The sequence below is a fragment of the Veillonella sp. CAG:933 genome (genome assembly GCF_000431435.1).
Classification (GTDB): Bacteria; Bacillota; Negativicutes; order Veillonellales; family Veillonellaceae; genus Veillonella_A.
In genome coordinates this window covers 66,144-86,332 of the sequence record NZ_HF986191.1, presented here as the reverse complement: position 1 = coordinate 86,332, position 20,189 = coordinate 66,144, and the positions used below count along the sequence as shown (strand labels likewise).

General features: G+C 42.2%; 16 protein-coding genes and 1 pseudogene. 15 read left to right on the top strand and 2 right to left on the bottom strand.

Annotation, left to right across the window (positions count from 1 at the left end):
* Positions 1-97: 97 nt before the first annotated feature.
* Complete coding sequence (nadE, locus tag QZL64_RS05875; protein WP_021841077.1) at positions 98-2,110, bottom strand: NAD(+) synthase; 2,013 nt, start codon at positions 2,108-2,110, stop codon at positions 98-100.
* A gap of 126 nt (positions 2,111-2,236) precedes the next feature.
* The gene (locus tag QZL64_RS05870) at positions 2,237-3,460 is read right to left on the bottom strand and encodes an MFS transporter (protein WP_021841076.1); all 1,224 of its coding nucleotides are present in this window, start codon (positions 3,458-3,460) and stop codon (positions 2,237-2,239) included.
* Positions 3,461-3,948: 488 nt separating this feature from the next.
* Here QZL64_RS05870 and QZL64_RS05865 point away from each other — a divergent pair, with 488 nt between their 5' ends.
* The 15 genes and pseudogenes from QZL64_RS05865 (at position 3,949) to QZL64_RS05795 (ending at position 20,060) form a co-directional block, all read left to right on the top strand.
* Complete coding sequence (locus tag QZL64_RS05865) at positions 3,949-4,533, top strand: histidine phosphatase family protein (RefSeq protein ID WP_021841075.1); 585 nt, start codon at positions 3,949-3,951, stop codon at positions 4,531-4,533.
* Positions 4,534-4,685: 152 nt separating this feature from the next.
* A complete protein-coding gene (locus tag QZL64_RS05860) occupies positions 4,686-6,551 on the top strand; it encodes a B12-binding domain-containing radical SAM protein (RefSeq protein WP_021841074.1) in 1,866 nt (621 codons plus the stop codon).
* Complete coding sequence (locus QZL64_RS05855) at positions 6,544-7,506, top strand: TIGR01212 family radical SAM protein (RefSeq protein WP_021841073.1); 963 nt, start codon at positions 6,544-6,546, stop codon at positions 7,504-7,506. The genes QZL64_RS05860 and QZL64_RS05855 overlap by 8 nt, the downstream gene beginning before the upstream one ends.
* 95 nt (positions 7,507-7,601) lie before the next feature.
* Positions 7,602-8,720 carry a PhoH family protein gene (locus tag QZL64_RS05850; protein WP_021841072.1) on the top strand — a complete coding sequence of 373 codons (1,119 nt, stop codon included), beginning with the start codon at positions 7,602-7,604 and terminating at the stop codon, positions 8,718-8,720.
* A 5-nt stretch (positions 8,721-8,725) separates the two neighbouring features.
* Positions 8,726-9,220, top strand: coding sequence for an rRNA maturation RNase YbeY (gene ybeY, locus QZL64_RS05845; protein WP_226974054.1), 495 nt, complete (start codon positions 8,726-8,728; stop codon positions 9,218-9,220).
* On the top strand, positions 9,213-10,109 hold the full coding sequence (era, locus tag QZL64_RS05840) for a GTPase Era (protein ID WP_021841070.1): 897 nt from the start codon (positions 9,213-9,215) through the stop codon (positions 10,107-10,109). The genes ybeY and era overlap by 8 nt, the downstream gene beginning before the upstream one ends.
* 6 nt (positions 10,110-10,115) lie before the next feature.
* Positions 10,116-11,480: a hemolysin family protein gene (locus QZL64_RS05835; protein WP_021841069.1), complete on the top strand. Its 1,365-nt coding sequence runs from the start codon at positions 10,116-10,118 to the stop codon at positions 11,478-11,480.
* Between the two features lie 6 nt (positions 11,481-11,486).
* Complete coding sequence (gene recO / locus QZL64_RS05830) at positions 11,487-12,203, top strand: DNA repair protein RecO (RefSeq protein ID WP_021841068.1); 717 nt, start codon at positions 11,487-11,489, stop codon at positions 12,201-12,203.
* Positions 12,204-12,362: 159 nt separating this feature from the next.
* Complete coding sequence (glyQ, locus tag QZL64_RS05825) at positions 12,363-13,238, top strand: glycine--tRNA ligase subunit alpha (RefSeq protein ID WP_021841067.1); 876 nt, start codon at positions 12,363-12,365, stop codon at positions 13,236-13,238.
* Position 13,239: 1 nt separating this feature from the next.
* Positions 13,240-15,291, top strand: a complete 2,052-nt coding sequence (glyS, locus tag QZL64_RS05820) for a glycine--tRNA ligase subunit beta (RefSeq protein ID WP_021841066.1) — start codon at positions 13,240-13,242, stop codon at positions 15,289-15,291.
* Between the two features lie 111 nt (positions 15,292-15,402).
* Positions 15,403-16,807 (top strand): annotated as a pseudogene (locus QZL64_RS05815) (DASS family sodium-coupled anion symporter).
* Between the two features lie 186 nt (positions 16,808-16,993).
* Positions 16,994-17,335 (top strand): 50S ribosomal protein L19, encoded by a 342-nt coding sequence (gene rplS / locus QZL64_RS05810; protein ID WP_021841063.1) that lies wholly within the window; start codon positions 16,994-16,996, stop codon positions 17,333-17,335.
* Between the two features lie 330 nt (positions 17,336-17,665).
* Entirely contained in the window at positions 17,666-18,586 is a 921-nt protein-coding gene (ylqF, locus tag QZL64_RS05805) for a ribosome biogenesis GTPase YlqF (RefSeq protein ID WP_021841062.1), read from the top strand.
* On the top strand, positions 18,573-19,382 hold the full coding sequence (locus QZL64_RS05800; RefSeq protein WP_021841061.1) for a ribonuclease HII: 810 nt from the start codon (positions 18,573-18,575) through the stop codon (positions 19,380-19,382). The genes ylqF and QZL64_RS05800 overlap by 14 nt, the downstream gene beginning before the upstream one ends.
* A gap of 321 nt (positions 19,383-19,703) precedes the next feature.
* Positions 19,704-20,060: a YraN family protein gene (locus QZL64_RS05795; RefSeq protein ID WP_021841060.1), complete on the top strand. Its 357-nt coding sequence runs from the start codon at positions 19,704-19,706 to the stop codon at positions 20,058-20,060.
* Positions 20,061-20,189: the final 129 nt, after the last annotated feature.

Below are 20,189 nucleotides of genomic sequence, written 5' to 3'. Positions count from 1 at the left end.
TTTTTAGGTCTAACTTTAAGGGGTCGGTTCAAAGGTAATAATTCAACCTTCCGAGGCATTTCTTTTTTAGTGTTATATTATTTTGAACCGATAATAGTTATTGCAGCTGTAATAATTCTTCTTTTAATTCAAAATACTTTTCCGTATAATACGGTGCCATTTGGGATTCCAGCAAATCACCGCCATAGGCTCGACGGCTGACTACGATGATAGGCGGGCTCTGGATTCGTTTGGCCACGGCCAGGCCGGCGAAGGAATTCCACCAACGTTCTAAATCAGCGATAAAGTCGGACGCACTGTCAAAGTAATGAGAAATCGGCTTAGGTAAGTTTAGAATCGCTTCTAAACGATTTTCTTTATACGCGAGCAGTAAATCTTCCGGCGTCATACGATTCCAAGGTTCGATGAAGCTCTTAAATAAACGGTCGTGGTATTCGTACTGCAATGGATCGCCTTGACCTTTGGTGATATCCTGGTTTTCAGATAATTCCGCACTCGGAATGATATCAATAGTGCCTTGGGGGATGACTTCGCGCTTGAAGATTTCACGGTTTAAATAATTGGCTAAATCATAGACCTGATATTTCCAAAGGTCACCGGAGGCGGCTAGGAAACCGGCTAAATCACCATATAGGGTGGCATAACCGATGGTGAATTCCGTCTTATTGCCGTTGCAGGTGAAAGCACCGCCTACAGAAGCAGCGAGACCGGCCAAGATACGAGCAGAGCGGTCGCGGGCTTGGATATTTTCTTTCACAAAGGAGCTAACTTTGACTTGTTCGGAGCCGTTCGGGCCTTCAAAGGTTAATGACTCAAATTGGTTGACGGTGAGCGTTAAACTGTCCTCTACCGGGCAAACGGCATATTGGCAACCTAGATTCTTGGCCAGTTGAGCTGCTAAATCTTTCGTAGCCGTTGAATTGAAGCGGGTCGGCATATTCACCAAATAAATTTGTGATGGATCTAATACGGTCGCATAGAGGGCTGCGTTTAAGGCTGAGTCTATACCGCCGGACACGCCGATGACGATTTTTTTTATGCCTGTTTGCTTTAAGAAGGATTTTAAGCCGTAATGAAGGGCCCGGTAAATTTGAGCAACTTCCAAAGGTGCTTCTGATTTAACAGGCGTTTTAATCACTGTTTGGTTATCGTATAAATCTACTACTTCGTAGCGTGCTTCAGTCGTTACATTTCGGCTATTTTCAGTAATCGGGCTGTCAGCATTTTCAACCGTGGTTGCTTCGCTTGTTTTTGCCATTAAAACAGGCTGTACGGTAGCTTCGTAGGCCGGTAATTGAGCAACTACTTGGCCAGCTTGGTTGTACACCGTGGATTGACCGTCAAAGGTACAAATGGATTTACCATTATTTTGTAAGCCCACAGAATTAATGTAGAAGACAGGCGTTTCTAATTCCTTAGCGCGTTCACTGAATAGGCGATGGCGTCGTTCGTTTTTGCCAAGGGTAAATGGGGACGCTGAAATATTGATAAATGCATCAATCGGCACATCTTGAATGGTGCTCTTATCCGCAAGCGTCGTCGTTGGAGAGAAGGAGTAGTTTTCATCCCAGCTATCTTCACATAAGAGTGGGGCTACATTGAACATTTCGCCGTTTTTAAAAGTAAATGGTAAAAGGCCTAACAACTCCTCAACCGGGCGATGTAACTCTTGAGCTACAGTCGGTAGCGGCGTGAAATAGCGAGCTTCATTGAAGAAGCGATAGTTCGGATTGAGCGTTTTTATAATAAACGGATAGGGCGATTCCTGAGGGGTAATGAGCTCGCCGTTTTGAGCGGCGAAAATAGCGTTAAATTTGCGTGGTCGTCCATCAAAATTGGTTTTGTCAGGATCGAGGCCGACATTGCCGAAGATGACAGCTATATTATCGGTTGACTTGATAATTGTTTCGCCCATGGCTACGCATTCATTGACAAAAGCCGGTTGATCCCATACATCGCCGATGAGATAACCGCTAAGAGCGAGTTCGGGAAGAATTAATAGGTCCAAGCGCAAGGCTTTAGCGTATTCGATCGCTTGTAAAATAATATCTCTGTTTTTACGGGGGTTGCCGGGCGTAATTTCAATTTGGCCCATACCGATGCGTATCATAGGAGCTCCTTATTTTGAAAAAGAGAACAGTTCATAATGTAAAGGTTTATAATGTAAAGATTCATAATGTAAAAATACTGTCTAAGATATATTAGTGCAATATGTCTTAGACAGTTTTATTATACCTTATTTTTCAACGGTAGTGATTTTATTTTTTAAATGAGGCAAATCGGTAATGAAATAGGTGGACAGTAAGGCAATCCAGACAATCGGATTTAAAGTGAGCCAAGCATTTTGAAGACCGTACATATCTGCCAATTTACCGATAAGAGGCGCGACAATGCCACCAAGGGTAATGCCGAGTCCTAAGGTAATACCGGAGGCAAAGCCGATGTTTTTAGCTAAATACACTTGTCCTAAAATAATCATAGGGCTGTATTGGGTAAAAATACCGAAACTTAACGGTAAAATTAGAATCATGGAGAGCCAGTAGGAATCACTTAGAGTAAAGGCCAACATGATAGGCACAAGGGAAATATAGCAATAACGAATGGCTTTAACATAGCCGATGCGATCGGCTAAGGTACCGCCAAGAACGGTAACGATAATACCGCAAACAAAATAAATAGAAAGGGCTAAGTTACCGGATGCCGTTGTTTGACCTAAATGGGTAATCCAATAGATGGGGATAAAGGTGTTAAGTACGGCAAAGCAAATGGAGCGAGCCGCAATGGTAACGAAGAGAATATTGAAACTGCGCCAGTCATTTTGAGCCGTAACGTTGGCAGAGGTTTCTTTTACTTTACGTTCCGCTTTGGCGGCTAATTTATATGGTTTTAATACTAAATAGAGGGTCACTGCCACAATGGCGATAACGGCAAAGATTAAGAGGCTTTTGACGCCCCAAATATAAGCGCTGCTGCCGATGATAGGACCGATGGTAAAACCGGCTTGGCCACCAACAGAAAAATAACTCATGGCCTTGCCTTTTTCTTTACCCGCAATCGCGTTAACCCAACGCGCTGCCTCCGGATGGAACAGGGCTGAGCCGAAACCGGAAATGAGGGCGCACATAATAATGCCCACATAACTGTCTACAAAGGCAATGGAAGCAATACTAAAGCCGCAAATCAGAATTCCCAATGGAACACTTTGCCAAAAGGTTTTTTTATCCGCCAAATAGCCAAAGAATGGTTGGGCAACCGTAGCTAAGGCTGTGTTGAAAAAGATAATAATGGCTACTTGTTCATAGGTGAGCCCGTAATTGGTAATAAATAATGGCAATAGAGCCGGTAATGAACCTTGAGCCGTATCATTAATCATATGGCATATGGCCGGTAAATATTCGTGAGTTTTTTGTATAAATCTATTTTCAGACGGAGTCTGGTTAATACTTATTTCGGTAGACATAAAAGACCTCTTTTTTAAGTTTAATTATTACATCGGATTAGTAATCAACTTTGTAAGTACTAATTATCCGTAACACTCATATTTTATACCTCTTGGCACACTTTTACAAGAAATTTACATACTTGTTTAGGTAAATGATGATTGTTTAGTGATTTATAACGAGAAGCTTTAAAATTTGAATAAACTCTTTTTATTATGTAGTTAATAAGGATAAATGCGAGTATTTTGTGAAAAATACCAATTTTTTTTAAAAAGTATTATCAATAAAAATATTGTTGTGTTTTCTTGATAAATGAGTATATAATGAGTATTATTTAAAAGTTTTATACGGGGAATAAAATTTTATTATATCTTGTATGGGGTGTTTACTGGAAATAAAAATTAGTTGAGCGTAGAGTATTGAGTAGAATATCGGGCCTAATCCCGACTTATCAGATTATGGAGTAATGAGTGATTGTGTAATTATGCAATTGAGTAAAAGGAGACTTATGGCAACAATTTATCTTATCCGTCATGGTGAAAGTGCAGCAAATGCAGGTCTAAAAACGTTTGGAACGGCAACTATACCTTTAACACCATTGGGGCAATCTCAAGCGCAAGAAGTGCCGGAACATTTGCCTAATCACTTAGAGTATATTATTCACTCTACGTATTTACGTACTAAAGAAACTGCGAAACCGACGATTAATGCCTATCCGACGGCTACGGTTGAAGAATGGCCGGAAGTTCGTGAATTTACTTATTTAGATCCGGTGAAATGTATGGGGTCGACCATGGCGGAGCGTAAGCCGATGGTGGAAAAATTTTGGGAAACATTGAATCCGGATTTACAAATGCATCCTACGGTAGAATCGTTCGGGCAATTTATTAAGCGTGTTAAGGCCGCCCACTTATTGTTAAATGAACGTTTTGGCGGTAGTCATAAAAATGTTGCCGTATTTACGCATGCATTGTTTATGAAAGCTTTTTTTCAGGTGGCGGAGAAGCCTGATGCTTCGGCTAAACAGCTTATGTCGGAATTTTTTGATTGTCCGGTAATTTATAACTGTGATTTTTTTACGTACGAACTTTAAGTACCATTAAGAGTTTATTGAATGTAATATTATAGTAAAACTCGACAATCAATACCCTCCATTCACACAAAATTCTCAAAATATGATATAATATAGCCGATGACTAAGTTAGTGGCAGTGTAGTTAACTGCGATCATATGATGAGGATATTAATGAACATACTCTTAAGTACTTTAAATTCAAAATTTATACATTCGTCGTTGGCGCTCAGGTATTTGCGCGCCTTCGGACGCACTCAAGGACAGGCATATGATATAGTGGAATACACTATTAATATGCCTGTTTTGGATATTATAAGCGATTTAACGGAACATGACGCCGATGTAGTGGGATTTGCCTGCTATATATGGAATATTGATATGACACTCCATGTAGCGTCTTTGTTAAAATCGGTACGACCGGCGGTAAAAATTGTACTGGGCGGTCCGGAAGTATCTTATACGGCTCGCCGTATTTTAGAACAGCATCCGTATATTGATTACATTGTACAAGGTGAAGGGGAAGAAGCTTTTGCCAAATTAACGGCTAAATTGCAAGCCGGAGAATCACCGTTGGAACCGGCTATAACGGGTATATTGGGACGTGAAACCGGAACTGATGTAACCGGCACCAATACTATGGATGTTACAGCGTTGATTGCTAATGTTGGGAACGTTAATTCTTTAAATGAGATATATCCTATTAAAGGTTCTGAAGAAGTGGCGGAAGTAGCCGATTTAGGTACGATTCCATTCCCCTATGATGAATCGGATATGGTAGATTTGGAACATAAGATTATTTACTATGAATCGTCTCGCGGCTGTCCGTTTCACTGTCAGTACTGTTTATCGGGCAATGCCAATACGGTACGATTTTTCCCGCAGGAACGAACCTTTAAAGAATTACAGTGGTTTATTGACCATAAGGTAAAGCAAGTTAAATTTGTAGACAGAACCTTTAACTGCGCCAAGCATCATCATTTACCGCTGATGCAGTGGATCCATGATGCGGATACGGCGACGAATTTCCACTTGGAAATGGAACCGGTTTTGATGGGGCAGGAAGAAGTTGATTTACTCGTCACTGCCCCCAAAGGGCGTATGCAGATTGAAGTAGGTGTTCAGAGCACAAATCCGGAAACACTTAAGGCCATTCAGCGCTATAACAATTGGGCCCATATTTGTGAGGTTATCCGTCCCGTTATCGAAGGTGGGCGAACCCATGTACATATGGACCTCATCGTTGGTTTACCGCATGAGCCTTATGAGCGTTTTGGTGAGTCTTTTAACGATGTGTTTAGTTTGACGCCACATGCTTTGCAAATCGGGTTTCTTAAATTATTACAAGGGTCCGGTTTGGAACGAAGTAAGGATTATGATTATGTATATGATCCGAAGGCACCGTATGAAGTACTGGCTACGCATGTCATGCCTTACGATGAAATACGCTTTTTAAAGCATTTTGAAGATGTGTTTGAGCGTTTTTACAACAGTGAACGGTTGCGCACTGTGTTTGGCTATTTAGGACGACGTTTAATTGCCAATGGCGAAAGTGCCTTCCATTATTTTGAAAATTTGACGAAAGCCTGGCTCGCCCAGAATTTACATCAGCGTAAATTGAATGATCGCGACCAAATGGCTTTTTTACATGATTATTTTGAAAAACAAAATGATGTAATCAGTAAAGAGCTCTTGGAATATGATTGCCTGGTAAGCTTCGGCGGTAAAGTGCGGGGCGATGAATTGGGCCTCCCTAAACAGACTAAGGAATTGTTACAGGCCGGCGAGACGTTCTGGCGTGACGAAGAATTAGTGAAACAGTTTATTCCTAATTATCGCTTTGTAGAATGGCGACGGATTCGTCAAGATTATTGTGAACATACAGTCACATTGGCTACAGCCGTTATATTAGGTGCCATTTCCGAAGCGGAACAGAAGACCTATAAGACAAAGGGGATAGACCGGGTGACGCTAATTATAGATGTAAAACAACGGCAAACGCCGTTTGTAAGACCGGAGGCGGTATTAGTTAATGAGTGATACGACAAAACCGAAACGGTATCGAGCCATATCGGCTTTTTTGAAAGAAAAATATGGAGAAAAAGTATATAAATTGCCTGTAGCCTTACCGTTAACTTGCCCTAATCGTGACGGTTCGGCCGGTGTAGGGGGCTGTGTATTCTGCGGCGAAATCGGGGCGGGCTATGAAAATCTACCGGCCTCTATGACGGTGCAGGAGCAATTGGTGAAGAATATTGCCCATATTGCCCCTAAATATAAAGCGTATAAATACATTCCGTATTACCAAAATTTCAGCAATACGTATTTGGAACCGGAACGTTTCAAAGAATATATGGAGGCAGGTTGCATTGATAGTACGGTTGGCCTTGCCATAGCGACCAGACCTGACTGTATTAACGACACGTACCTAGAGATTCTAAAAGGTATTAAGGAAACATACGGTGTGGATATTTATTTGGAATACGGCTTGCAGTCGGTGAATTACCACACCCTTGAAAAAATCAATCGTGGTCACGGCATGGCGGAGTTCATTGATGCGGTGCTTAGGACTAAACGTTACGGCTTCAGCGTTTGTGCTCATATGATCGTCAATCTGCCGTGGGATACCATGACGGATACGATTGAAGGGGCCAGGATTTTAACGGCACTCGGTGTTGATCAAGTTAAACTGCATGCTCTTTATATTGTAAAGAATACATTAATGGCCAAGTGGTATGAAGAGAAACAATTTGAATTAATCAGTGCCGATGAATATATTGAGCGTGTTATTGCTTTTTTACGACATTTAGATAAAAATATAGTCTTACAGCGCTTGGTTGGCCGGGCGCCGGAAGAAAACACCTTGTTTACGAATTGGTCTATGGGCTGGTGGCGTATTCAAGAAGAAATAGAACGACGTATGGATGAACGTGATGTGCGACAGGGGGACTTATGTAACTACTTAAACGGCTCGGCAGTACGTAAATTTTTGTAAAAATGAATAACGAATATTGGCAGATACAATTAATGGCATTTTTATAAAATCCTACAGTTTTATTTATTACAGTTAAAAGGAATAAGGAGAAGAGTATGACGGAACGAACTTTTACGTTTCCCCGCTATGAAATGGCAGCCCCTATTTTGGGGATGCAAGAACGAAATTTAAAGATTATTGTGGAAGAATTACCTTGCCAGGTGGTGAGTCGCGGCGATACGTTGCAACTCAAAGGGGACGATGAAATTGTCAACCAATTTTGGCGTGTCCTGGAAGAACTGGTTTTCCTTTATAAAGAAAGCAGTGCCATTACGGAACAGCAGATTCGTATGGCCGTGCGCATGGTTAAATCCGGTAAGGCCGATTTATTGCATACCATGTTTGAAGATACCATTAATGTGACTATGAAGGGTCGCATGATTACGCCAAAAACGGAAGGTCAGAAGGTGTATGTAGACAGTATTCGTCGCAATACGATTACTTTTGGCATCGGACCGGCCGGTACGGGTAAAACGTTCCTAGCCGTAGCACTGGCTGCTTTTTACTTAAAAAATCGCGATGTAGAGCGTATTATTTTAACGCGTCCGGCCGTTGAAGCCGGTGAAAAGCTTGGTTATTTGCCTGGCGATTTAAAGGAAAAGGTGGATCCCTATTTGAGACCACTCTATGACGCATTAAATGATATGTTCGGCTTGGAACAGGTTGACCGTTTCATGCTACGCGGTATCATCGAAGTGGCTCCACTCGCTTACATGCGCGGCCGTACTTTGGAAAACGCCTTTATCATTTTGGACGAAGCACAGAACACGACACCGGAACAAATGAAGATGTTCTTAACCCGTTTGGGTAACAACTCTAAGATGGTTATTAACGGTGACCGCACCCAGATCGACTTACCGGGACGCATGGTGTCAGGCCTTATTGAGGCGGAAAATGTACTTACGGGCCTAGCCGGCATTTCCATGGTTCACTTTACCGATGCGGACGTAGTTCGTCATGACCTGGTAAGTAAGATTATTCGCGCGTATGAACGGTATGAAGTGAAACGAACCGGGCGTGATTTAAATAAACCGCTTAGTAAACAAAAGAACGATAAAACGGATAAGCAAGCTAAGGCGGATAAAACGGTAAAAAATGATTCAACCGATGTAATCGCAAAAGAGTTTGATACACCGGTTCAAAAGACGGATACTACACAAGAGGAAGGTCGGTGAAACCTATGATAGTTACAATCAGTTATGCAGAAGGCATGGAACCTGTTGAAGGTGATAAAACGGCAGCCCTTAATGAAGAAATTATTCAAAAAGTTTGCGGCGAAGTGAGCGAAGTATATGGTCTCAGCGATGAAGAAGAGCTCAGTGTATTACTTTGTAACAATGAAGTAATCCATCAGCTCAATAAAGAGTATCGCGGCATCGACCGTCCAACCGATGTCTTGTCTTTTGCCCTCAATGAAGGGGACGAAATTGATATGGAAGTGGAAACTCATTTGATTGGCGATTTGATTATTTCCTTGGAACGAACAGCCGAACAGGCTGAAGAATACGGCCATCCGTTTGAACGGGAATTGGCATATTTAACAGTTCATGGTTGTTTACATATTTTGGGTTATGATCATATGACGGATGAAGATAAAGCGGAAATGCGCCGCGAAGAAGAGTTCGTATTGGGCAATTTAGGTTATGTGCGGGAGGATGCACCATATAATGAATAAAGATAAACATTTTAAATCCGGTTTTGTAGCAGTGGTAGGGCGTCCGAATGTGGGCAAATCCACATTAATCAATGCGCTCATTGGCAATAAAATTGTGATTGTTTCCGATAAAGCGCAGACGACGCGTAATCGCATCGTTTGTGTGTACATGGATGAGAAAAAACAGATTGTGTTTATGGATACGCCGGGGATTCATAAGCCGAAACACAAATTGGGTGAATTCATGGTAAAAGCGGCCGTAGACTCGCTAAAAGAAGTAGAAGCCGTTTTATTCTTGGTGGCAGGCAATGAAAAACGCGGGCCCGGGGACAATTTCATCATCGAACAGCTTAAGAATGTGGATGTACCGGTATTCTTGGTAATCAATAAGATTGACACTTTGTCCAAAGAACAAATTTTGGAAACTATCGTAGAATATCAGAATTTATATCCCTTTGAAGGGATTATTCCTATTTCTGCCCTTGAAAAGGATAATATCCATGAAGTATTGGACGTATTGGAAAAAGTATTACCGGAAGGTCCGCAGTACTTCCCGGAAGATATGATTACGGATCAGCCGGAACGTCTTATTATTGCCGATATTGTGCGTGAAAAAATTTTGCTTAAAACGCGTGAAGAAATTCCGCATGCTATCGCTGTTGATGTAGATGAGATGAAACAACGTCCCGACGGCACCACTTACATTCGTGCAACTATCTATTGCGAACGGGACTCGCAAAAGGGTATAATAATCGGTAAAAAAGGAAATATGTTGCGTGAATTAGGGGCTGAAGCGAGAACGGATGTAGAACGCTTATTGGCCACCAAAGTTTACCTCGATTTATGGGTAAAAGTTAAAAAGGATTGGCGCAACAAATCAGGCATGTTGTCTGAATTTGGTTATGAATAGAAAGGAATGATTGGTATAGATACCCCCCTAGGGGCCGCCATATTATTGATAGGGTTGGCCGTAGTTTGTATTGTAATGATTAATATTTTAGTTTTGGCAAAATTTTCATTCGCAAGGCTCAGTGAAGAGCATTTGGATGATATTGAAGATTTAAGTGAAGTGGCCAAAGCGTATTTGCGAAATTTGTATAAACGACCGGCTCGGTTTATTAATACGGCGCAATTTTTGATTCTGTTTTTTATCGTACTCCTTGCCGGCGTTGGCAGTGCTTTGATAGCACCGTTTATTGCAGATTGGGAGCGATTGTTTGAGGTCGAAACTGATTGGCTGGCCGGTATTATCGATTTTATAGTGATAGCCTTGATTGCGTTATCCATCCTGACTTTCGGTGAAATTATTCCTAAAGCATTGGGTTTATCTTTCCCGATTCGCTATATCCGTTGGACTGCCAAGATAGTTATGGGCGTAGGCTTTATAGCTACACCGTTAGTATGGGTGGCGGAAAAAGTGAGCGCTATCTTCTTAAAGAGCTTCGGCACGTTGTACAAAAACGAACTGGACTTAGTGCATACGGAAGAAGAAATTCGTATGATGGTTAACCGATCTCATTCGGAAGGTAAGCTTGACCATGTGGAGGGCGAGCTTATCGATAATGTATTTGACTTTGTGGAGCGCATGGCTCGTGAAGTTATGATTCCTCGTCAAGATGTAGATTGCATCTACGTGGAAGATGACTTTGAAGAAACCTTAAAAATTATTTCTGAAACAAGTCATACCCGTTATCCCCTTTGTATGGAAGATAAGGATCATGTAATCGGCCTTGTTCATATTAAGGATTTAATGGAGCAAAAAGAAAAGGCTCGGAAAGATTTACGCTTAGTTCGTCGCGATATTTTGACCGTACCGGAAGTCATGAAGCTTTCCGTACTCTTACAATATATGCGTACCCGTCGAATTTATCAGGCTGTTGTAGTTGATGAATACGGCGGTATGGTGGGTCTTGTTTGCCTCGAAGATATTATCGAAGAGCTCGTTGGCGACATTAAAGATGAGCATGAAACAGATTTACCGGCTGTAGTCATCAATGATGACGGCACCTTCGATTTTGACGGCAAAGTCCTTGTGGACGAAGTGGAATATGCTATGCATGTTGACTTCGATGAGCCGGAAGAAGATACTATCGGCGGTTATATTTTCGGTATGCTGGAACGTACGCCGGTTGTAGGCGATACGGTTGAGCTTTCCGGTTATGTTTTCACCGTTACAGAAATGCAAGGGTATCGCATTGCCCGTCTCAAAGCGGCACCGGTACCACCGGTTGAAGAAGAGACTGAAGCTGAGCCTAAGGAGCAGGATAAGGAAAAGGAGTAATACCCTATGAAAGGTCAAAATACGATAAATTGTGATGCGGTGGTCTTATATCGCCGTAAACGCAAGACCTATTCAGTAGTAACGTTTTTGACAAAACAACGTGGTATTCTTCATTGCTCCATCCCGCAACGGCGTTGGCAGACGCTTAAAAATGCCGGTTATTTACAGCCTTTCAGTCAGGTGTATATTACCTTATTGCCGAATGGTGAGTATTACGATTTACAGCAACTGGACGGTCGTTATTTAGTTCGCTCCATCGAAACCGATTTAGACAGCATTTGCTATGCTGCCTTTGCGGGGGAGTTTATCAGCACCGCCTTTGCTGCGGAAGAACGAGATATAAATCTTTATACTTTGGTTGTGCGATTTTCGGAGTTAATTCGTACGAAGCCGGTGCCGTTAGCCGTTATCTTACTGGGTTGGCAACTACTTAGTCTGGCCGGCTTTGTGCCATCCGCTAAAGCCTATCAACAGGCGGACGGGGTAGCTCGGTTTGTCAAAGAATTCACAGACACAACTGGCTTTACTTTGTCGCGAACGGCGCAAGATGCGATAGGGCAGATTTTGCTCTATGATTGGCAGGATACCACATCGGTTCAATTGCCCCGTACATTGTGGCGCGAGTTGGAGCGTGCGCTTTTTGCCTATACAACGATACAGTTGGGGCAAGAACTCAGTTCTTTGCGATTCTTACATGAAATGAAGGCGAAAGCTTTTGATTAGCAATGGCTTTAATAATAGTTAGTAAGTTACGCATATAATTATTACTATATAAGCAATTTTTGACCGAGGACATATGTTTTTGGTTGACAATATAAACGGGAATTGGTATGGTAACAGAAGTTAGTGTCCTAAAGGGCCACCATGTTAGGAGGAACGAACATGACATTTCAAGAAATAATTTTAAATCTGCAAAAATTCTGGGCAGAGCAAGGTTGTATTTTACAACAGCCTTATGATATGGAAAAAGGGGCCGGTACAATGAACCCGGCGACTTTTTTACACGCTATCGGACCTGAACCTTGGGCCGTTTGCTATGTGGAACCATCCCGTCGTCCGGCGGATGGCCGTTATGGTGACAATCCAAACCGTTTGTTCCAACATCATCAATTCCAGGTTATCGTTAAACCATCGCCTGAAAATATTCAGGAGTTGTATTTAAAAAGCTTGGAAACTTTGGGGATTCATGCGAAAGACCATGATATCCGCTTCGTAGAAGACAACTGGGAATCGCCAACTTTAGGCGCTTGGGGTCTCGGCTGGGAAGTTTGGCTCGACGGCATGGAAGTAACGCAGTTTACTTACTTCCAACAAGTGGGCAGTATCGATGTAAAACCGGTATCTGTAGAAATTACGTATGGTTTGGAACGTTTGGCTATGTATATTCAGGGCGTAGAAAACGTGTATGATTTGAAATGGAATGAAAATGTAACGTATGGCGATATTTGGCATCTTAATGAAGTGGAACAGTCTGCTTACAGCTTCGATTTAGCCGATACGGATATGTTATTCACTTTGTTTGAAATGTATGAAAAAGAAGCTAAACGCATTTGTGAAGAAGGCTATATTTTGCCGGCTTACGACTATGTGTTAAAATGCTCGCACACGTTTAACTTATTAGATTCTCGCGGCGCCATCAGTATCAGCGAACGTACCGCTTTCATCGGTCGTGTACGCAGTCTTGCTCGTATTTGCGCTCAGGCATACTTGGATAAACGTGAAGAATTAGGGTTCCCACTCTTGAAAGGAGATAAGTAATATGGCTGAAGATGTATTATTTGAAATTGGTGCTGAGGAAATACCGGCCGGCGCCATGCCCGGCATTTTAGCACAGCTTAAATCCTTAACGGAAACTAAATTGCAGGAACATCATTTAAAATATGAAGTGATTCGCACTATGGGCACACCACGCCGTATTACCTTAATGGTTGATGGTGCAGCGGATATGTCCGAAGAATTGAGCGAACGCCATAAAGGACCTTCCGCAGCTATCGCTTATGATGCAGATGGCAATCCGACAAAAGCCGCTATCGGCTTTGCCCGCGGTAAAGGCCTTGATGTAGCCGACTTAGTAGTAGAAGACGGTTATATTTACGCTGAAACCAAAACAGCCGGTGTTAAAGCTATGGATATTTTCACACAAATCTTGCCTGAATTAATTCATGGTTTAAGTTTCCCTAAATCTATGCATTGGGGCGATTTGGATGATAAATTCATTCGTCCGGTTCGTTGGATTTTGGCTTTATTGGGCACCGCCGTAATTCCGGTGGAATTTGCCGGTGTTCGTTCCTCCAACTTCAGCCGTGGCCATCGTTTCTTAGGTGAACGCGGTGTGCTTGTACAGCATCCGGCTGATTATATCAAAAACTTGGAAGATAACTTTGTTATCGTGGATCAAGATAAACGCCGTGACATGATTAGTAAACAACTTCATGATTTGGCTGATTCTAAAAATGCTACCATCGTATGGGACGACGATTTATTGGAAGAAGTTTTATACTTGGTAGAATATCCGACAGCTCTTTGCGGTACTTTCGATGAAAGTTACTTGGCATTGCCGGATGCTGCGGTTATTACGCCGATGAAAGACCATCAGCGTTATTTCCCATTGGTATCCAAAGACGGTAAATTATTGCCAATGTTCCTTACCGTTCGCAATGGCGACAGCCATAGTCTTGATGTGGTAACAGCCGGTAACGAACGCGTATTGCGTGCTCGTTTGGACGATGCTAAATTCTTCTTTAATGAAGATCGTAAAAAAGCCTTGGCCGATCGTTCTGAAGGCCTTAAGAAAATCGTATTCCAAGAAGGTCTCGGTAATTTAGCTGATAAAACTGAACGTTTATTAGCCTTAGGTGCTGAATTCGGTGAAGCTTGCGGCCTTGGTGAAGACGCCATGGTTGAACTTGAACGAGCTACCGTATTGGCAAAAACGGACTTAACAACCGGCATGGTAACTGAATTCACTGAATTACAGGGCATTATCGGTAAAGAATATGCTTTGCTCGACGGTGAATCCGGTGAAGTGGCGGAAGCTATTTTTGAACAATATTTGCCACGTTTTGCCGGCGATATTTTGCCTGAAACTCCGGCCGGTAAAGTGCTCAGCATTATCGACAAAGTTGACAATATTGTGGCTACTTTCAGCCGCGGCTTAATTCCAACCGGCTCCCAGGACCCTTATGCACTTCGTCGTCAGACTATCGGCGTATTGAATATTTTAAGCAATAGTGCTTGGAATGTTTCTTTAGAACCGTTATGGCGCCAGGATTTAACATTGTTAGGCGTTCCGGAAGCTAAACACGATGAAATCGTAGGACAGTTGAATAACTTCTTTGCCCTTCGTTTGAAAAATATTTACCTCGATCATGAAGTGCCGCACAATGTTATTGAATTGGTATTATCCAATCCGACTGTTACCGTAACTCAGGCTGACGGCCTTGTTAAAGCTATTATGGCTCATCGTATCGATGAAAATGTAGAACTCGTTCAGGCTTATACGCGTATGTATAACTTGGTTAAAAACGAAAGCTATAAGGCTGTGGATGATTTGTTATTCAGTGACGAAGCTGAAAAAGCATTATTCAAAGAAGCGGTTCTTGCTTATGAAAATTCACAAACAGCCCTTGAAAACAAGGATTATGATAAAGTAGTAGCTATTCCTGAAACCTTGGTACCGGCTATTAATAAATTCTTTGAAGATGTTATGGTTATGGTCGACGATGAAGCGGTTAAAGCCAATCGTTTACAATTAGTGCGTTTGGCCTATGAATCCATGGCTGTTATCGGGGATGTAAGTACTTTAAAATAAAACTAAATTACAATATCAAATTGAACACGTTCAAAACAAGATATAAGTACTTAAAAAATTTAGAATAAATCTGAAAGAGAGAGCAGATTTATATGATTTGGGGATGTTAATATGAATACTTTTATGCGAGCGGCCTTAACCGTTTTGGTAGGGCTTGTTATATGGTTTTTACCTCACACCGAGGCCATTAAGCCGGAAGGTTGGCAATTGTTGGCTATTTTTATAGCCACTATTGCAGGCTTTATTCTGCGCCCCTGGCCTACGGGGATTATGGCGATTTTTGGCGTTGTTGCTGCCGTAGCGACTAAATCTATCACTATGGTACAAGCTTTGGGCGGTTACGCGGAAGCTAATGTATGGCTCATCGTGGCAGCTGTATTTTTCTCCCGCGGCATCATTAATTCCGGCCTCGGCAAGCGGATTGCGTATACCTTAATTCATTTATTCGGTACCAGTTCGTTGAAGCTATCCTATGCGTTAGCCTGTGCAGATTTGATTATATCGCCGGCAACGCCGTCAAATACGGCCCGTGGGGGGCGGGATTATTTTCCCGATTGTGCAAAATGTTTCACTGTCCTTCGGATCCAATCCACACGACAGCTCGTCCCGCAAAATCGGTGCCTTTTTGATGACTACGGCTCACACCATTAATACGATTACCGTTACTATTTTCTTAACGGCTTGTAGCGGTAACTTATTGATTACCTCCTTAGGGGCCAAGCTATTCGGTTATGATATTTCCTGGTGGGAATGGTTTCAGGCGGGCGTGATTCCCGGTGTGATTTGTATGATTTTAATGCCGTGGTTCATTTATAAAATCTATCCGCCTGAAATTAAAGCGACGCCGGAAGCACCGGCGATGGCACAAAAAGAGCTGGATAAGTTAGGACCTATCACCAAGAGTGAAATTTATGTGGCTTTGATTTTTGTGGCTTGTATCATTTTATGGGCTACAGCTATCTGGACTAAATTGCATCCAATGGCTGTCGCTTTAATCGGCGTTCTTGCCTGTGTTGTGACGGGCTCATTAACGTGGGATGATATATTGGGCGAAAAAACGGCTTGGGATATACTCATCTGGATGGGTACCCTCGTCGGTATGGCCGGGCTCCTTGGTAAGTTAGGCGTTGTTGCAGTATTTGCGGATTTCGTAAGTAACTTCCTGAAAGGGTATGACTGGTTCTGGGCCTCTTTCTTTGTATCAGCGGCTTTCGTGTATTCTCAATATTTCTTTGCCAGCGGCACCGCTCGCATTACCGCTTTGTTCTCCGCTTTTGCGGCTATTTTGGTGGCGATGGGGGCTCCTATACCGTTTACCATCTTGTTATTTGGTTTGATGAACAGCCCGGGCTGTACGTTGACACATTACAGCTCCGGCGTAACGCCGATTTTCTTCGGTGTCGGCTATGTACCGCAGGGTACGTGGTGGCGCGTTGGCCTGGCTATTTCGGTTGTGAGTTTCTTAATTCACTTCTGGGGCGGCGTATTGGGTATGAAACTATTCGGCATACTCTAATTGGGCTGAAGTCATTCGTAAGTAGCGAAAATATAGGGCTGATGGAAATAGTTGGTCGCAGTAAAAATTTTACAAAAATAGACTTGCTATATATAGTTAGTATGTGATATTATAGTACTGTTATTTTGAGATAGTCCGCTGCCTATGAGGTATGGGTAAGAATGTCTACAATAAGGAGGAAAAAAAGTGAACATTATTAACGTAATTGAGCAAGAACAGCTTCGTGCAGACATTCCTGCATTCCGCGCCGGCGACACCGTTCGTGTACACGTAAAAGTTGTCGAAGGCACACGTGAACGTATCCAGGTTTTTGAAGGCTTGGTTATTAACCGTCAAGGCGGTAGCGTTCGTGAAACTTTCACTGTTCGTCGTATTGCTTCCGGTGTGGGTGTAGAACGTACATTCCCACTTCACAGCCCACGTTTGGCTAAAATCGAAGTTATGCGTCGTGGTGTGGTTCGTCGTGCTAAGTTGTATTACTTACGTAATCTCACTGGTAAAGCTGCGCGTATTCGCGAAAAACGCTAATTTCACAAATAAAGGGTTGCCGTTGGCAGCCCTTTATTTTTTGCATGTTATAATATAGTTAGTGAAAAACTAGCGAGTGATGAGTAAATAATTAGCGAGTGATGAGTGACCAATTAGTTAGCAATTAGTTAGCACTGCATTAAATTACACGAATTGCATAAATTAAAAATATTCTGATTATTATACATGTGTGCTACGTTATATGTCAGTATATATAAACTGAGGCGATATATAACGTACGAATATTTTTATTATTTTTTACTGTGGCATAAAGATACGTGTATAAAAATCAGTTAAAGATGAACGATTAAGCTTAAAGGAGGCGATACCATGGCAGATACAAAACAGGATATATTTCCGGTCGTACATTGGTTCCCGGGGCATATGGCGAAAGCCACCCGCATGATAAAGGAATATGTCAAAAAAGTAGACGTTGTCATCGAGTTGTTGGATGCTCGGATTCCACGGAGTAGTGCCAATCCCGTAATCAGTGAAGTAGTGGGCCAAAAACCACATATCGTCGTGTTAAATAAGTCCGATTTGGCTAATCCGCAAGCAACTAAAGAATGGGTTGCTTATTTCGAAAGCCAAGGTGCTACCGTATTGGCAATTGATTCCAAAACCGGTAAGGGGAATAAGCAGTTAGTCAAAGCTGTTGAACGTCTGGCCCAGCCGATTATCGACAAATGGAAGAATAAAGGCATTCGCAGCCGTTCCGTGCGTACTATCATTCTTGGTATTCCCAATGTAGGGAAATCTACCTTGATTAATAAATTGGCCGGTGCTGCCGCTACTCGCACGGCGGATAAACCGGGTCATACCAGAGGTCAACAGTGGGTTAAAATCGGTAAGGATTTGGAACTTCTCGATACGCCGGGCGTATTGTGGCCTAAATTGGAAGATCAGCGTGCCGCTGCTCGGCTGGCTATGACCGGTGCTATTTCAGATGATGTGTATGACCTTGAATCGGTAATGAAACAATTACTTAATCAGGTCAATGAAGCGCAACCCGGTTTATTAGCGGAACGCTATAAATTAAAACCGGAAGAGTTAGGCGATGCCGATACATTGTTAGAAAATATCGGCCGTCGTCGCGGTTGTTTAGTAAGTGGCGGTATCGTCGATTTAGACAAGGCGCGACGCATTGTGCTCACCGATTATAGGAATCAGAAGCTTGGCAATTTAACATTGGATAGTGTCAATGAAGAACCGTTAACTAAAGAGGACGAAACTAAGCATGACGAAGAATGAATTTGAGGCCTTAACGGTAAAAGAAATTAAAACCCTTTTGGAAACCACTCAATTTGAGTTTGATGTTCTCTTGTGGGCTCAGGAAGATTCCCGATCTTCGGTTCGTAAGTTGGCCGCTGCTTACGTGATGCGTCAGAAGAAGCAATTAGCGGAATTTCAGCGTTTGAATGCACTTTATACGTATGAAAACAGCTTCTATGAAGAAGGTATTTTTGAAGTGGCCGGTGTTGATGAAGTTGGGCGCGGTCCCATTGCGGGGCCGGTTACAGTGGCTGCTGTAATTTTACCGCCAAATGCTCAAATCGAAGGCCTTAATGATTCTAAAAAGATTGCACCGCATAAACGGGAGCTTATTTATGATGAAATTATGCGCCAAGCCGTTGCGGTTAGTTGCATTTCGTATGGTCCTGAAAAAATTGACGAGCTCAATATTTATCGGGCTACGCAGACGGCTATGTATGAAGCAATTAATACCTTAAAGGTGCCGGCGAAGGCAGTCCTGGTAGATGCTATGCCATTGCCGGAGCTTGCAGTTCCTGTAGAATCACTCGTTAAGGGTGATTCTAAAAGTGCTTCCATTGCGGCCGCATCAATTGTGGCTAAAGTAACACGCGATCGTTATATGGAATCCTTGGAGGATGAATATCCGGGTTATGGTTTTGCCATTCACAAGGGCTATTTTACGCCGCTCCATAAAGAAGCCTTGGAGTTGCAAGGCATAACTCCGCTCCACCGCAAAAGTTTTGAACCCATTAAAAGCATGGTAGGTTTTGAATATCCGTCAAAAAGTAAATAGAATCCTATGTTGGAAAACCGGTCCTATGGCCGGTTTTTGGCATTCTCTATGTATAACTTTAGTTGCGTAATAGTTGAATGATTAATATTCAAAAACGAATAAATATTCTAAATGGAATAGAACAATTAATTGGTTTTTGTCAAGTGGTGTGCTGCTACGAAAGGTCGATTTTAAAAAGAGGTTTGAAGTACAAGGATTTACAGTTCCTTCAATAACTGATAAGGTAATAAACAGATACTATACAATGTTTTGGACAAAGAGAAACCATAATTGAGCACCATATGGAATCTGGTTTACATAGAAATCGGGAGGCTGTTATTTTTGACTAACAAAGAATTGGGACAGTATGGGGAATCAAAAGCATGTGAATATTTATGCTCTAATGAATATGAGTTAGTGGCCCGTAATGTGCGGACTCGTTATGGAGAGTTAGACATTATTGCCAAAAAAGCGGGAATTTTGATTGTCATAGAAGTAAAAACGCGGCGCAGTAAGAAGTACGGTCTTCCCTGTGAGGCTGTTACAGCATTAAAGCAAAATCATATTCGACGCAGTACGGAACTTTATTTAGAGCAGTACAGTAGTGGGGATATACCGGTTCGTTTTGATGTTATTGAAGTCTATGTATTTCATAATGATCGATTTCAAATACGCCATTTAAAAGGCTGTTTTTGTTAAATAAAAAGCTTTTTTTATTGAATAAATGGGAATCATCGGGTATTTATAGGGAATGCCGTATTTATAGGGATGCCGGGGGTTATAGGAATGCCGGTGTTTATAGGGATGCCGAGGTTTATAGGGGATGTT